At 70.8% G+C, this 13,660-nt stretch carries 15 protein-coding genes; 11 read left to right on the top strand and 4 right to left on the bottom strand.

The features are described 5' to 3' along the window. Nucleotides 1-463: 463 nt before the first annotated feature. Together ACFXJL_RS15590 and ACFXJL_RS15595 are read left to right on the top strand one after the other, a co-directional pair. Nucleotides 464-1,591 carry an alpha/beta hydrolase gene (locus ACFXJL_RS15590; protein ID WP_384692621.1) on the top strand — a complete coding sequence of 376 codons (1,128 nt, stop codon included), beginning with the start codon at nt 464-466 and terminating at the stop codon, nt 1,589-1,591. A 112-nt stretch (nt 1,592-1,703) separates the two neighbouring features. Continuing rightward, nucleotides 1,704-3,254 (top strand): hypothetical protein, encoded by a 1,551-nt coding sequence (locus tag ACFXJL_RS15595; protein WP_384692623.1) that lies wholly within the window; start codon nt 1,704-1,706, stop codon nt 3,252-3,254. Nucleotides 3,255-3,314: 60 nt separating this feature from the next. Here the strand turns inward: ACFXJL_RS15595 and ACFXJL_RS15600 are convergent, their stop codons facing one another. Beyond that, entirely contained in the window at nt 3,315-3,746 is a 432-nt protein-coding gene (locus ACFXJL_RS15600; protein WP_384692626.1) for a VOC family protein, read from the bottom strand. Between the two features lie 378 nt (nt 3,747-4,124). On the opposite strand from ACFXJL_RS15600, the gene ACFXJL_RS15605 reads away from it, so the two are divergent. The 4 genes from ACFXJL_RS15605 (at nt 4,125) to ACFXJL_RS15620 (ending at nt 7,652) form a co-directional block, all read left to right on the top strand. Next, nucleotides 4,125-5,723: an ABC-F family ATP-binding cassette domain-containing protein gene (locus tag ACFXJL_RS15605; RefSeq protein WP_358877608.1), complete on the top strand. Its 1,599-nt coding sequence runs from the start codon at nt 4,125-4,127 to the stop codon at nt 5,721-5,723. Between the two features lie 543 nt (nt 5,724-6,266). After that, complete coding sequence (locus ACFXJL_RS15610; RefSeq protein WP_009337982.1) at nt 6,267-6,488, top strand: helix-turn-helix domain-containing protein; 222 nt, start codon at nt 6,267-6,269, stop codon at nt 6,486-6,488. A 138-nt stretch (nt 6,489-6,626) separates the two neighbouring features. Continuing rightward, nucleotides 6,627-7,430 (top strand): enoyl-CoA hydratase/isomerase family protein, encoded by an 804-nt coding sequence (locus ACFXJL_RS15615; protein WP_358877607.1) that lies wholly within the window; start codon nt 6,627-6,629, stop codon nt 7,428-7,430. 81 nt (nt 7,431-7,511) lie between these two features. Next, nucleotides 7,512-7,652 (top strand): hypothetical protein, encoded by a 141-nt coding sequence (locus ACFXJL_RS15620; protein ID WP_384692630.1) that lies wholly within the window; start codon nt 7,512-7,514, stop codon nt 7,650-7,652. Between the two features lie 52 nt (nt 7,653-7,704). Here the strand turns inward: ACFXJL_RS15620 and ACFXJL_RS15625 are convergent, their stop codons facing one another. Further along, complete coding sequence (locus ACFXJL_RS15625; protein ID WP_384692632.1) at nt 7,705-8,424, bottom strand: hypothetical protein; 720 nt, start codon at nt 8,422-8,424, stop codon at nt 7,705-7,707. A 147-nt stretch (nt 8,425-8,571) separates the two neighbouring features. Here ACFXJL_RS15625 and ACFXJL_RS15630 point away from each other — a divergent pair, with 147 nt between their 5' ends. The 5 genes from ACFXJL_RS15630 (at nt 8,572) to amaP (ending at nt 10,921) form a co-directional block, all read left to right on the top strand. After that, nucleotides 8,572-9,060 (top strand): Asp23/Gls24 family envelope stress response protein, encoded by a 489-nt coding sequence (locus tag ACFXJL_RS15630; RefSeq protein WP_358877605.1) that lies wholly within the window; start codon nt 8,572-8,574, stop codon nt 9,058-9,060. Between the two features lie 41 nt (nt 9,061-9,101). Beyond that, the gene (locus ACFXJL_RS15635) at nt 9,102-9,293 is read left to right on the top strand and encodes a hypothetical protein (RefSeq protein WP_358877604.1); all 192 of its coding nucleotides are present in this window, start codon (nt 9,102-9,104) and stop codon (nt 9,291-9,293) included. 108 nt (nt 9,294-9,401) lie between these two features. Next, nucleotides 9,402-9,719, top strand: coding sequence for a hypothetical protein (locus tag ACFXJL_RS15640; RefSeq protein WP_358877771.1), 318 nt, complete (start codon nt 9,402-9,404; stop codon nt 9,717-9,719). After that, on the top strand, nt 9,716-10,336 hold the full coding sequence (locus tag ACFXJL_RS15645) for a DUF6286 domain-containing protein (RefSeq protein ID WP_384692637.1): 621 nt from the start codon (nt 9,716-9,718) through the stop codon (nt 10,334-10,336). The genes ACFXJL_RS15640 and ACFXJL_RS15645 overlap by 4 nt, the downstream gene beginning before the upstream one ends. Nucleotides 10,337-10,342: 6 nt before the next feature. Then, on the top strand, nt 10,343-10,921 hold the full coding sequence (amaP, locus tag ACFXJL_RS15650; RefSeq protein WP_384692640.1) for an alkaline shock response membrane anchor protein AmaP: 579 nt from the start codon (nt 10,343-10,345) through the stop codon (nt 10,919-10,921). 97 nt (nt 10,922-11,018) lie between these two features. Here amaP and ACFXJL_RS15655 read toward each other — a convergent pair whose 3' ends face one another. Together ACFXJL_RS15655 and ACFXJL_RS15660 are read right to left on the bottom strand one after the other, a co-directional pair. Then, entirely contained in the window at nt 11,019-11,774 is a 756-nt protein-coding gene (locus ACFXJL_RS15655; RefSeq protein ID WP_384692642.1) for an SDR family oxidoreductase, read from the bottom strand. Between the two features lie 4 nt (nt 11,775-11,778). Further along, entirely contained in the window at nt 11,779-13,572 is a 1,794-nt protein-coding gene (locus ACFXJL_RS15660) for a glycoside hydrolase family 15 protein (protein WP_383543836.1), read from the bottom strand. Between the last annotated feature and the right edge of the window lie 88 nt (nt 13,573-13,660).

The following is a 13,660-nucleotide window of genomic DNA, read 5'->3' on the forward strand; positions in this document are numbered from 1 at the left end:
ATGAGCCGTACGCGCCTCCTCGCCGCCCGAACACCGCTCGGCGAAGAGCTCGGACGGCTCAACCGGACGCCCCGGATATCCCGGGAGCGCCCCCGAGGGGCCGCAGAACGGTCCTGCGGTCCTGTCGGGGCGACGGTCAGCACCGGGGTGCGGCTCCGGAGCTCACGACGCCGACGGGCGAGCTGCCCAGGGAGCCGCCTCCCTGAGCGGCCCGGAGGGCGGGTGAGCCCAGGCCCCAGCGAGCCACGACAGGGCAGGACGAACGTCGCGGGGGCGTCAGCCCGGCCGTCCCACGGGCGGTCGCGCCCCCGAAGGTCGGCGGCCCGCCCGCTCCCGGCACCGGCCGTACCAGGGCGACCGGCCGTCGCGGCGCACCGGAACCCAGTGGCCCGCAGCAAGCCGGGAAGCCGAGAAGGCCGGTCGTCCACTGGCAGGGCCGCCCCGCCGTGCCGACACTGGGATGGTGCGCCCCGTTACTGCGACGGCAGCGGCCGTCACCACGCTCATCGGCATCGGTGCGGCTGCCATCGCGGCCGGACGGTACGCCGGCGACGCCGCCCTCAGGACCACCACCGGCCGACCGCTCCCCGGCGATCCCCGGCTCACCGTGCACGCCACGGCAGCCGGTCAGATCACCTTCACCCGCAGCCTCGCCTCCCGGCGGCCCGGTACGTACGGGCTTGAGGGCCCCGACGTCCACGCCGTGGTCGGCCCGGCGCTGGACGGCGTGCAGCACCCAGCCGACACGGTGGTGCGCCGGCTGGAGAGCATCGCCCACGGCACCCTGGAACCCGGGACGAAGGTCCGACTCACCCCACAGCTCCACACCGGCGACCCGACGAGCGCGCTCGGCATCGAGCACCTGGACGTCAGCGTTCCCGGCGAGCTCGGCCCACTGCCCGCCTGGTACGTCCCCGGTCCGCGCGAGACCTGGGTGATCGCCGTCCATGGACTCGGAGCCACCCGCGAACACCCCTTGAACCTGCTGCCGTTCCTCCATGGGCTGCGGATGCCGGTCCTCGGCCTCGGCTACCGCGGCGACCCCGACGCGCCCCGGTCACCGGACGGGACCGGACATCTCGGGTACACCGAGTGGCGTGACCTGGATGCCGCCCTCCGCTTCGCCGTCCGCAACGGGGCGAACCAGGTCGTTCTCCACGGCTGGTCCACCGGAGCCACCATGGCCCTGCACGCTGCCGCCAACTCGGCCCTGCGCGGAAGGATCAACGGCCTCGTACTGGACTCCCCGGTACTCGACCGGGAGGCCACCCTGCGGGCCCTCGCCGCGACCCACCACCTCCCCGCCCCACTGCTGCCCCTGGCCGTCAAGGCCGCCCAGAGCAAGGCGGGTCTCCTCGGCGACCAGCCGTTCCCCGCGGGAGACACGCAGCTCCCCGAGGTGCCGACCTTGATCATCCACGGACCCGACGACACCGTCGCGCCCTGGCGGTCCTCACGTGACCTCGCCGCCCGCCGACCCGAGCTGATCCAGCTCCACACCGTCCGCAACGCCCCCCACGCGGCGATGTGGAACGCGGACCCGGCAAGCTACGAAGAGGCCCTCCGTCGGTTCCTCACCCCTTTGATGTAACCCCCGTCAGCCGGTTGACGACACGGGCCGGCTTCCCCCAGGACCCGACCGAACCCGCGGTTCATCGGGTTCCGTTTGGGCTTTCGGGCCGTCAGCGGGAAGACTGGACCCTGTGACGTCCCGAAAGCCTGATGAGCAATTGGCGCGCAACTCCAGACTTCGTCTTGTCCGCCCGCGACCACTGGCGACCGCCCGGCGGGCCGTGACGACCCGGCGCACCCGTCCAGCACCGAGGCCGCCCGAGGGCACACCTCCGCCCGCGGAGCTCGCGCGTCAGGCGCGCGCAGTCCTCGCCGATGCCGTACGCGTCGCCCGTTGGGCGGCCGTGGAGCGCGACCCCCACGTCCAACCACTCGCCGAGAAGGCCCGGGAAAGGGCCGCGGTCGCACTGGAACTGACCCCGCTACAGGTGCGGTCCGCCTGGGACCGGGCCAGACTCGCCGGCCTGGTGGAGATCCATGGCGAGACCGCCCGCCCCGGCTGGCGGCTACGGGCCTGGGACCGCGACGACATGGCCGTGCTCCGCGGCTGGGTCGCCCTCTTCGACGCCTGGTCGCTGGCGCACCCGGCGCCCGGAGACATCGCGCCCACCGCGGTGGCCGAGGTCGTCGAAGCCGTCCCCCAACTCCTCTCCCTCCTCCAGCTCTCCGCAGGTCCCGTGCTGCTGCCCGCGCTGCTCGACCTCCTGGAGCAGCGCGTCGCGGAGTTGCGCGAAGAACGCTGCGAAGTTCCCTACGGCCCGCAGCACACACTGTCCGCCGCCCCTGCGCCGCACCCCGCCGAGGGGGCAACCGCGGCGAACGCCCCGGACGGGACGGATCTCCCAGCCGTGGGCGGCGAAGCCGACGAGGCCGCAGCGGGCGACCTCACCGTCGCTCCGATCTCCGTCCCCACCGGCCGGCGCCCCCTTGCGGAGCCGGCGGCGAACGGTCGGGTCGACGCCCTCGCTCCGCTCCTCAACTGGGCCCTCGCCGGACTCGCATCGGCCGGAGCGCTCACCCTCGACCACGGCCGGTCGGCCACCTTGACCCCCCTCGGCAACTGGGCGGTCTGGGTCAAGCTGGAGCAGATCTGCGTCGCCGCCCAGAGCCCGGCAGGAAACATCGAACAGCCCGCCGACGACATGCTGCGCGGCTGTGCCCGCCTCACCCCGGGGCCCGCCCGCGCCGAGTACCGGGCCTGGCTCGCCGCCCGTACGGTCTCCAGCGCGGTCGCCGAACTCCTCGATGTCGCCCGTGGTGACGATGCACTGCTGCGTGGGCTGGCCTTCGAGGCGCTCCGCGTCGTCGGCGCGCCCGCCGAGGCGGAGGTCCGTGCGGCTGCGGAGGAACTCACCCTGCGGCCCTATGCGCTGTTGTGGATCGCCGAGTACGAAGGAGCGGACCCCGAGGACGCCCAGGACGTCCTCACCCGTGAGGAATCGACATGGCTCTGGGTGGACACCGCTGCCGCGGTGGCGGACCACGGAGAGCCCCAACTGCTGCTGCGCCACCTCGACTCGGCAGTGCAGGGGACGGTCCCCGCGCTGCTCGAAGCGGTCCGCTCCGGTCGCCACCCCCGCACCGTCCAGGTCCTCGTCGCCCTGGCCGCCGCCCATCCGGATCCCGCCCTGGCGAAAGCCGTGCGGCGGGCCGCGTTCCAGGTGCACACCGGCGGTGCATGACCTCGCGCGTCGGGGGCTTCCCCCAAGGCCCCCGGCCGCGCAGCACGCACCACGGGAGTTCTAGCCGGCCGGCGGATCCGTCACTCCCGGTCGGTAGGACCCGAAGCTCCACACATTTCCCTCCCTGTCCCGCACCAGGTAGTCCCGTGCCCCGTACTCGCGGTCGGTGGGGGACGACATCACATCGGCGCGGTGCTCCACCGCCTGCGCATAGTGGGCATCGACGTCGTCCACATGGACGAAGACACCTGTTGGGCCGCCCACGGCCATCAGTTCGTCGAACTTCCCGCCCGTGCCTCGACTGCCCAGCATCACCATGCCGTTGCCGTGGCTGAGCTCGGCGTGCACGACACGGCCCTCGTCGTCCTGGTACACCGCGTGCTCGGTGAAGCCGAACGCCTCCGTCAGCTGTCTGATGGCGCCCTTCGCATCCTGGTAGAGAATGCTCGGACAAATGCTCGGTGTCGGTGTTGCTGTCGGCTTCGGTGCCACGGCCGGGAACCCCTTCCGTCTACGGATGGAAAATGTGAGCTGCGTCTCAGTCTGGCACTCCCCACTGACAACGCCCCTCGGCCGGGCCGACCACCGGACGGTCGACCTCGGCAGACCGCGCGCCGAGCACCGCCCCACAGGCCGTGTTCACCCGCCCGCTGGACACGACGGTGCGGACCGTGGAGTACCGCCGCTTTGCTCATGGCGGTGGCGAGCGGCGCCGGCGAGTTGGATGCCCCACCTGTCGGGACGCATCGGATAAACCACTTGCGCACCCCCGTTAGACTGGCCTCCATGGCCACTCTCCTTGCGCATTAGACGGCGTCGAAGCTTCCACGCCCCACCCTTCCGCCGTTCATACCGCCTTGGAGTCCGTCCGTGATCACCGCTTCCGGCATCGAGTTGCGCGCCGGTGCGCGCATCCTCATCGAGTCCGCTTCCTTCCGCATCGCCAAGGGCGACCGGATCGGCCTGGTCGGTCGCAACGGAGCGGGCAAGACCACCCTCACCAAGTGCCTCGCGGGCGAGGGCGCCCCCGCCGCGGGCACGATCACCCGCTCCGGTGAAGTCGGCTACCTCCCGCAGGACCCGCGCACCGGTGACCTCGACATCCTGGCCCGCGACCGCATCCTGTCCGCCCGCAACCTCGACACCGTGCTCAAGAAGATGCGGGAGAACGAGGACCGGATGGCGAACGGCCAGGGGGCCACCCGCGAGAAGGCGATGAAGAAGTACGAGCGCCTGGAGACGGAGTTCCTCACCAAGGGCGGGTACGCCGCCGAGGCCGAGGCCGCCACCATCGCCGCCGCGCTCGGCCTGCCGGACCGGGTACTCGGTCAGCCCCTGCACACGCTCTCCGGTGGTCAGCGCCGACGAGTCGAGTTGGCCCGCATCCTGTTCTCGGACGCCGACACCCTGCTGCTCGACGAGCCCACCAACCACCTCGACGCGGACTCCATCGTCTGGCTGCGTGACTACCTCAAGACCTACCGCGGCGGCTTCATCGTGATCTCCCACGACGTCGATCTCGTCGAGACGGTGGTGAACAAGGTCTTCTACCTCGACGCCAACCGGTCCCAGATCGACATCTACAACATGGGCTGGAAGCTCTACCAGCAGCAGCGCGAGGCCGATGAGAAGCGTCGCAAGCGGGAGCGCCAGAACGCCGAGAAGAAGGCGGCGGCCCTGAACTCGCAGGCCGACAAGATGCGGGCCAAGGCCACCAAGACCGTCGCCGCGCAGAACATGGCCAGGCGTGCGGAGCGCCTGCTCGCAGGTCTGGAAGGCGTCCGCGCGGCCGACAAGGTCGCCAAGCTGCGCTTCCCCGAGCCCGCGCCCTGCGGCAAGACGCCCCTGACGGCGGAGGGGCTGTCCAAGTCGTACGGGTCGCTCGAAATCTTCACCGACGTGGACCTCGCGATCGACAAGGGTTCGCGCGTGGTCATCCTCGGACTGAACGGCGCCGGCAAGACGACCTTGCTGCGACTGCTCGCCGGTGTGGAGAAGGCGGACACCGGCACGGTCACTCCGGGTCACGGTCTGAAGCTCGGCTACTACGCGCAGGAGCACGAGACCCTGGACCCGGAGCGCACGGTCCTGGAGAACATGCGGTCCTCCGCGCCCGACCTGGATCTTGTGGAGGTCCGCAAGACGCTGGGTTCCTTCCTGTTCTCCGGCGATGACGTGGACAAGCCGGCCGGGGTGCTCTCGGGCGGGGAGAAGACCCGATTGGCCCTGGCCACCCTGGTCGTCTCGTCCGCCAATGTGCTCCTTCTCGACGAGCCGACCAACAACCTCGACCCGGCCAGCCGGGCAGAGATCCTGGGTGCGCTGCGCACTTACAAGGGCGCCGTCATCCTGGTCACCCATGACGAGGGAGCCGTCCAGGCACTGGAGCCGGAGCGGATCATCCTGCTGCCCGACGGTGTCGAGGACCTGTGGGGCGCGGACTACGCGGACCTGGTTGCGCTCGCCTGAGCCGGAGCGTGCCAGGCGGTAGCGATGCCTCCGCATGTACGGGGGCACAGCGGCGGCCGTACCGGGTGAGCGTCTGAGGGACCAGTTGCCGGAGTCGGGCTTTCCGCTTCACCTCTCCCCGCTGGTGCATCCGCCCGCCGGGGAGGGGTACCCGGGAAAGGGCTCGTGCCACGACGCCAGGCCCGGGCTGCCGGGGCCGCGCCATGGCTGATCCACTTCGTATGGATCATTCGGCTCACAGGTGATCCATCATCTGAGTGAGTGCGTCTCATCCCGTGGCGCGGCACTTGCTGAGTGTGCGCCACCCATGCACCGGCGTGCGCCCAGAGGGCGCCCTTTTCCTTACCAGTGCTGACCAGCCAGTTCCTGGAGCGAGTGATTCCAGCATGCACACACTGCAAAGTGGAATCGATCATTCGGAGTGTGTTGGTCGTACTGCACGCGCCAAAGCCGCGTGCACCGACCTTGTCGAATGGGTGGCCAGGAAGCGCGTAAGGGGTGATCATGAGAAGTCCAGAGCGCACTTCCCATGAGGAGGCACGGGTGGCCGAGACTCTGAAGAAGGGCAGCCGGGTAACCGGCGCCGCGCGCGACAAGCTCGCGGCAGACCTGAAGAAGAAGTACGACTCCGGTGCGAGTATCCGGGCGCTGGCCGAAGAGACCGGCCGGTCCTACGGGTTCGTTCACCGGATGCTCAGCGAGTCCGGAGTGACGCTGCGGGGACGCGGCGGAGCGACGCGAGGCAAGAAGGCCACATCGGCCTGACGGCCGGGGGTCGTGGTTCGCCAACGGTCTGCGAGGTGGCCACCCGGTCGATCTGGCGGTCGACCGGGTGGTTGCACCCGGATGGTTACCGTGCAGTAGCTTAGGCTGCACCGATGCCATCCGGACCGGAGGTGCCCCATGACTTCGCTCGACTCTGCTCGTGACTTCGTGCTGGACAAGGACGGCGTACGACTCACCGTCGAGGACGCGGTCGCCACCGTGACCCTGACCAACCCGGGCAAGCTCAACGCCCAAACTCCCGCTCTGTGGCGGGCGTTGACGCAGGCGGGTCGGTCGCTACCGGGTTCGGTGCGGATCGTGGTGCTCCGCGGTGAGGGCAAATCATTCTCCGCTGGGCTCGACCGGCAGGCATTCACGCCGGAGGGCTTCGACGGTGAGCCGTCGTTCTTCGATCTTGCGCGCCGTTCCGATGCGGAGCTTGACGCTGCCATCGCCGAGTACCAGGAGGCTTTCACCTGGTGGCGACGGAGCGACATCGTCACGATCGCCGCCGTCCACGGACATGCGATCGGTGCGGGTTTCCAGCTCGCTCTGGCCTGTGATCTGCGGGTCGTGGCGCGTGATGTCCAGTTCGCCATGCGCGAGACCAGCTTGGGGCTCGTTCCCGATCTCACGGGGACCCACCCCTTGGTGTCGCTCGTGGGATACGCACGTGCACTGGAGATCTGTGCCACCGGTCGCTTTGTGCATGCCGAGGAAGCCGAGCGCACCGGCCTGGCCAATCTGGTCGTGCCCCGGGATGAGCTCGACGACGCGGTGAACGATCTGGCGTCCGCACTGCTCGCTGCCCCGAGGGACGCGGTCATCGAGACCAAGGCCCTGCTCCGGGGTGCTTCAGCGCGTTCCTACGAGGAGCAGTTGGCCGCGGAGCGCGCGGCACAGGCACGGCGGCTGCGCGATCTCGCGGGCATCGGGGACTGACCCTCGTCCGGCCATCGGGCACTGACGCTCGTCCGGCCATCGGCGCGAACGGGTGTGCACGGTCGGCGCCAGTCCGCATCCATGGCGGCTCCATCGATCGACGACCTCGGCCTCGTGGTGCGGGGTCGCATCAGTGCGCGGTGGCGGTTCGAAGGAGCCGTCATTGCGTTCCAGACCCCTTGGACGACCGTTTTCCGCCCCACCTTCCTGGTCACGAGCTGAGCTGAGCCGAGCTGGGCTGATCCGGGCTGAGCTGAGTCGGGCTCGACGGAGGTCAGTCCGTGGACGATGTCTGCTGCCCCTCCAGGCCCACGGCCGTCACCAGGACCACCACCGGCCGGCCGTCGTCCCCCAGCGCGGCGAGCACCGCCCGTCGCACTGCTCCCACCACGGCCAGCGGTCGATGCCCCACAGCCGTCGCCACCTCGACCCGGATGTGGTCCGGTGCGAGATGCACGGAGTCGCCGAGCGTCGAGGTCAGATGCGCCACCCCGGGGGCGGCGGACGCAGCCAGGGCCGCGGGACCCGCCGGACGGGTGGGACGTCCCCCGGGTGGACGAGCGTCCGCCTTTCCTTCTTCCCGGGCCTTCGCGGCCGGCTCCGCGAGGGCGTCCGACAGACCGCTCACGCTGAGGTCCGTCTCCTCGACGACCAGGTCGAGCCGGTGTGTCGCTGTACTCCAGAGCACTTCCCGGAGCTCGGACGCGACCGACGGCAGAGGCCGATGGGCGGGGGCGGTGAAGTCGGCCTCGATCCTCAGTCCCCCCGGCGGTAGCGCGCTCGGTGGAGCCGGCACCGGGGGAGGGGTTGCCTGCTCCGGATCGGCCAGAGACAGCCTCACCCGCCTCAGTGCCACCGCGGGCAGCGGCGCCACAGCGGCCCGTAGCACCACGACTGCTGCCTCCTCCGTCAGCCACGCTCCGTCGGAAGCCGCTCCGAGCGGAAGCAGCCTCCCGAGTCCGAGCCGATTGCGTACCGCGTCACCTGTCGTCATTGCCCCAGCGTGCCCCATCCCCGGCGCGAGAGTGGGCAACCCGTCTTAGTGTGGGCTCAGGGGTGTCTTGGAGGTCCCGCGGCGGTCGAGCGGGTCCTACGAGGCAGTCGCCAGGGGGGTGCTACCGCTCGGAAAGGAAGCAGGAAGATGAGCGAGTCAGCCCCGAGGAACCGGACCGATGCGGGCCATGAGCCCTCCGGTACGAGCGATGACCTGAGGAAGACACCGGCCGGCAAGCGCGGTGACCCGGCCTCCCGCGGTCGAACCACCATCGCCGACGGCGTGGTGGAGAAGATCGCCGGACTCGCCGCCCGCGATGTGCTGGGTGTGCACGCCATGGGCAGCGGACTGTCCCGCACCTTCGGGGCGGTACGCGACCGGGTGCCGGGCGGCAGCAAGTCGAACGCCACCCGAGGAGTGAAGGCGGAGGTCGGCGAGGTCCAGACCGCCATCGACCTGGAGATCGTCGTCGACTACGGCGTCTCCATCGCCGACGTAGCCAGCGCGGTGCGGGAGAACGTCGTCTCCGCGGTGGAACGGATGACCGGGCTTGAGGTCGTCGAGGTCAACATCGCGGTCAGCGATGTGAAGCTGCCCGACGAGGAGGACGACGAGCCGGAGCCCCGTATCCAGTAGTTCACCGAACGTCCCGCCCGAAGACCGCAGAGGAGCACGCGATGGGCATGGCTGTGGTCGGCCTCGTGGCCGGCATGGCGCTCGGTTTCGCCGGATATTTCGGTGGATTCGGCGCATTCCTTCTGGTCGCCGCATTGGGGGCGGTCGGATTCGTGGTCGGCCGCTTCCTGGACGGCGACCTGGAACCCGGAGACTTCTTCCGTGGCCGCGATCGCGGCGATCGGCGACGGTGACACCGGGTGGCAGCGGAGCACAGCACGCAGAGCACACAGGGCGCGCAGAGTACGAAGAGCACCGACGGAGGAGCCGGGGTCGACCCGTCCGAACGCGGTGCGACCGTCATCGCCGACCGTGTCGTGGCCAAGATCGCGGCGCAGGCCGCACGGGAAGCCCTCCACGGGCCTTCCCGTCCCAAGGGCGGCGGGGCACCCCATGCCACGGTCGCCGTGCGCCATGACATCGCCCGGGTCCGCATCAGTCTGGAGCTCGACTACCCCTCCGACATCGGCCAGCAGTGCGGTGCGGTGCGCCGTCGGGTGTCCGAACGGGTCCGGGCGCTGGCCGGTATGGACGTGCCTGAGGTAGCGGTCCTCGTCGAACGGCTCCGACCGGCGCCCGCCACACCGGCGCGCGGCCGAGCGCAGGAAGGGGTGTCATGACCGAGGCCACCCCGTCCGGTGAGACCGGGGCACCTGAAGGCCAGGCTCCAGCGCCGCCGGGCGCTGGAGCCAAGGCGGGCCGGTTCTGGTCGGCCCGCAGGGTGCCGGCCGCACTCCTCGCCCTGGTGGTGCTCGGCGGCGCGGGGCTCCTGCTCTACGACGTCGCGGCCGTACGCGCGGACCGGCCGGCGATGCAGTGGCGCCGCACCACCGCCGACCATCTCGCGCGCTGGCGCGTGGACGACACCTGGGTCCTCGTCGTGGCCGCCGTCGTGGTCCTGCTCGGTCTGCTCCTGTTGGTGCTCGCCCTCACGCCCGGCCTGCGCGCCCTGCTGCCGATGAGCCGCGAGCATCCGAACGTCCGCGCGGGGCTCGACCGCCGCGCCGCCGCACTGGTGCTGAGGGACCGGGCGATGGAGGTGCCCGGGGTCCAGTCCGTACGGGTGCGGCTGCGCCGCAAGAAGGCGGCCGTGCGGGCCCGTTCGCACTTCAGGGAACTCGACGACGTGCACACGGACCTGGACACCGCCCTCGGTGCCGCCGTCAGCGAACTGGGTCTGGCCAAGCCACCGGCGTTGAGCGTGCAGGTCGCACGCCCCCAGGCGAAGAAGGGATGAAGCGCGATGCTACGGACCGTCAATCGGGTGCTGCTCGGCCTTGCCGGGTTGGTGCTGGTCTGTGTGAGCGGTGGGGTGCTCGCGGCGGGAGCCGGGCTCGACGTACCGTCCTGGTGGCCCTGGAAGGGGCCAAGCGACGTACTGCTGAGCACGGCGGACCGTCAACGCTGGCGGGACGAGAGTTGGTGGTGGCCGGTGGTCATCGCCGTACTGGCCGTGCTGGTCCTGCTCGCCCTGTGGCTGCTCTGCGCCCAACTCCGCCGCTCCCGGCTGACGGAGGTGCTCGTCGACAGCGGCGACGGGGACGGCGCCCGGGTGCGTGGGCGGGCGTTGGAGGATGCCGTCGAAGCGGAGGCCCAGTCCCTCGAAGGGGTGTCCCGGGCCCGGATCAGACTGACGGGTCGGCGGGGTGAGCCGACCGCCCGGGTCCGACTGCTACTTGAGCCCTATGCCTCGCCCGCGGCGACGCTCCACCGCCTCACCTCACAGGCGGTCGCCCACGCCAGGGAATCGGCGGGGCTGACCTCCCTGCCGACCGAGGCCCGTCTCGCCGCGGCGAAGCACGAGGCGAGCAAGGTCACCTAGGTGGTGCCCTCGTGATCCCGTCTGGCTTGCGGGGCCTGGCACGAGGACACTCCCCGGGCCATGGGCACTGCCCTCCGCGCTGCCGAGTGACCGGGGCTCAGAACGCGTGCCGTGCGCCGCCGTCCACCGGGAGCATCACTCCCGTCAGATAGGAGGCGGCCGGCGACAGCGCGAAGGCCGCCACGGTCCCGAACTCGTCGGGGGAACCGTACCGGCGCAGGGGGATACGGGATTCGGCTCCGGCCCGTGCGGCGTCCGCATCGCCGGAGAGCGCGTCCAACTCCCGGATCCGGTCCGTGTCCATCCGCCCCGGCAGCAGTCCCACCACCCGGATGCCCTGAGGACCGAGCTCGATCGAGAGGGATTTGGCGAAGCCGGCGAGCCCCGGTCGCAGTCCGTTGGAGATCGTCAGCCCCGGGATCGGCTCATAGACCGATCCGGAGAGCACGAACCCGATCACCCCACCCTCCTGGAGGGCAGCCGCGGCCGTGCGCGCCATCCGTACGGCACCGAGGAACACCGACTCGAACGCCGCCCGCCACTGCTCGTCGGTGTTGTCGGCGGCGAACCCCGGTGCCGGGCCGCCCACGCTGATCAGCACTCCGTCGAACCGTCCGAAGTGTGCCCGGGCCATCGAGATCAGCCGCTCGGCCGCCTCGGGGTCGGCGTTGTCCACGGCAGTTCCGACCGCCGCGGCGCCCAACTCGGCGGCGGCGTCCGTCACCGTCTTCTCGTCGCGTCCGCTGATCACGGTCTTCGCGCCCTCCGCGACCAGGGCGCGCGCCACGGCGTTCCCCAAGCCTCGTGAGGCACCTGTCACCACGTAGACGCGGTCCTTGAGTCCAAGATCCATGGACCTATCCTGCCTCTTCCTCGCGACCCAGCGCGAGAGCCGTGGTCACGAGCGCGATATGGCTGAACGCCTGCGGGAAGTTCCCGAGCTGACGCCCCGCCACCGGGTCGTACTCCTCCGCCAGCAGCCCGACATCATTGCGCAGGGTCAGCAACCGCTCGAACAGTTCCCTGCCCTCCTTCACCCGGCCGGTCATCCGCAGTGCGTCCGCGAGCCAGAACGAGCAGGCCAGGAAGGCCCCTTCCTGGCCGGGCAGTCCGTCCACCGCCGCGCCCTCGGTGCTGTACCGGCGCACCAGACCGCCCGGGGTGCCGAGCCCGTCCCGGACCGCGTCCACGGTGCCGATCACCCGTGGGTCGTCCGGCGGGAGGAAGCCGACCCGGGGGATCAGCAGGGTCGCCGCGTCGAGCTCCTCCGAGCCGTAGTACTGGGTGAAGGTGTTCCGCTTCGGGTCGAAGCCCTTCTCACAGACCTCCCGATGCACCTCGTCGCGCATGGCGCGCCAGCGGCCGGCGTCGCCCCGCAGCGAGGTGTCCGACTCCAGGGTGCGCACCGCACGGTCCGCCGCCACCCAGGCCATCACCTTGGAGTGGACGAAGTGGCGGCGCGGCCCACGCACCTCCCAGAGCCCCTCGTCGGGTTCCCGCCACTTCGACTCCAGGAATCCGAGCAGGCTCAGCTGGAGGTACCAGGCGTGCTGCTGGGCGGGGAGCCCCGCTTCCTTGGCCAGGAACAGGGAGTCCATGACCTCGCCGTACACATCGAGTTGGAGCTGTTCCACGGCGGCGTTCCCGGTGCGTACGGGAGCGGAGCCGGCGTATCCGCGCAGCCAGGGCAGTACGGTCTCGGGCAGCCGTCGTTCCCCGGCCAGTCCGTACATGATCTGGAGGTCGGCCGGATCGCCCGCGACCGCCCGCAGGAGCCAGTCGCGCCAGGCGGATGCCTCCTCCTGGTAGCCCGCGTCCAGCAGGGCGTCCAGGGTGAGGGTGGAGTCCCGTAGCCAGCAGAAGCGGTAGTCCCAGTTCCGTACGCCGCCCAGTTCCTCGGGGAGCGAGGTGGTGGGTGCCGCGACGATCCCGCCCGTCGGTCCGTAGGTCAGTGCCTTCAGGGTGATCAAGGAGCGGACGACCGGCTCCCGGTAGGGGCTGCCGGGAGCGGTCCGACAGCGCGCGGCCCACTCCCGCCAGTCCCGCAGGCTGGTCTCCAGGGCCTCGTACGGGTCCACGCACTCCGGCCGCTGACGGTGGGAGGGGTGCCAGGTGAGGACGAACGCCACCTTCTCGCCGGCCGCGACCGTGAACGACGACACGGTGCTGAACTGCTGCCCCCAGGTCTTGACCTGGGGCTCGCTGCGCAGCCACACCGAGTCGGGGCCGGCGATCGCCACCCGGTGGCCGTCCGCACGGCGCATCCAGGGCACGACCGAGCCGTAGTCGAAGCGGAGCCGCAGGACCCCCTCCATCTCGACCGAGCCGCTGATGCCCTCCACGATCCGCGTCACGTCGGGGGCCTCGTCGCGCTGCGGCATGAAGTCGATGACCTTGACGCTGCCCGTCCGGGTCGACCACACCGTCTCCAGCACCAGCGAGTCGTCCAGGTAGCGGCGGCTGCTGCACAGGTCCGCGCCCTTGGGGGCGAGGCGCCAGTGGCCGTTGTCCTTGCTGCCGAGGATCGCGGCGAAGCAGGCCGCCGAGTCGAACCGCGGGAGGCACAGCCAGTCGATGGAACCGTCCGTGCCGACCAGTGCCGCGGTCTGGAGATCGCCGATGAGGGCGTAGTCCTCGATGCGTAGGGTCACGCCTTGGCCTGTTCCCGTCGGCCGCGCAGGCTAAGCAACCGGACGACCAAGCGGGTGTGAATGCCGGATTCGCCCGGTCGGCAGAAGG

It is taken from the genome of Streptomyces sp. NPDC059256 (assembly GCF_042753785.1).
Classification (GTDB): Bacteria; Actinomycetota; Actinomycetes; order Streptomycetales; family Streptomycetaceae; genus Streptomyces.

Bases quoted from the DNA above. Each gene is read 5' to 3' on its own strand.
- ACFXJL_RS15615 (WP_358877607.1), top strand. From the start codon at position 6,627: ATGACTTCGCTCGACTCTGCTCGTGACTTCGTGCTGGACAAGGACGGC.
- ACFXJL_RS15620 (WP_384692630.1), top strand. From the start codon at position 7,512: ATGGCGGCTCCATCGATCGACGACCTCGGCCTCGTGGTGCGGGGTCGC.
- ACFXJL_RS15625 (WP_384692632.1), bottom strand. From the start codon at position 8,424: ATGACGACAGGTGACGCGGTACGCAATCGGCTCGGACTCGGGAGGCTG.
- ACFXJL_RS15630 (WP_358877605.1), top strand. From the start codon at position 8,572: ATGAGCGAGTCAGCCCCGAGGAACCGGACCGATGCGGGCCATGAGCCC.
- ACFXJL_RS15635 (WP_358877604.1), top strand. From the start codon at position 9,102: ATGGGCATGGCTGTGGTCGGCCTCGTGGCCGGCATGGCGCTCGGTTTC.
- ACFXJL_RS15645 (WP_384692637.1), top strand. From the start codon at position 9,716: ATGACCGAGGCCACCCCGTCCGGTGAGACCGGGGCACCTGAAGGCCAG.
- amaP (WP_384692640.1), top strand. From the start codon at position 10,343: ATGCTACGGACCGTCAATCGGGTGCTGCTCGGCCTTGCCGGGTTGGTG.
- ACFXJL_RS15655 (WP_384692642.1), bottom strand. From the start codon at position 11,774: ATGGATCTTGGACTCAAGGACCGCGTCTACGTGGTGACAGGTGCCTCA.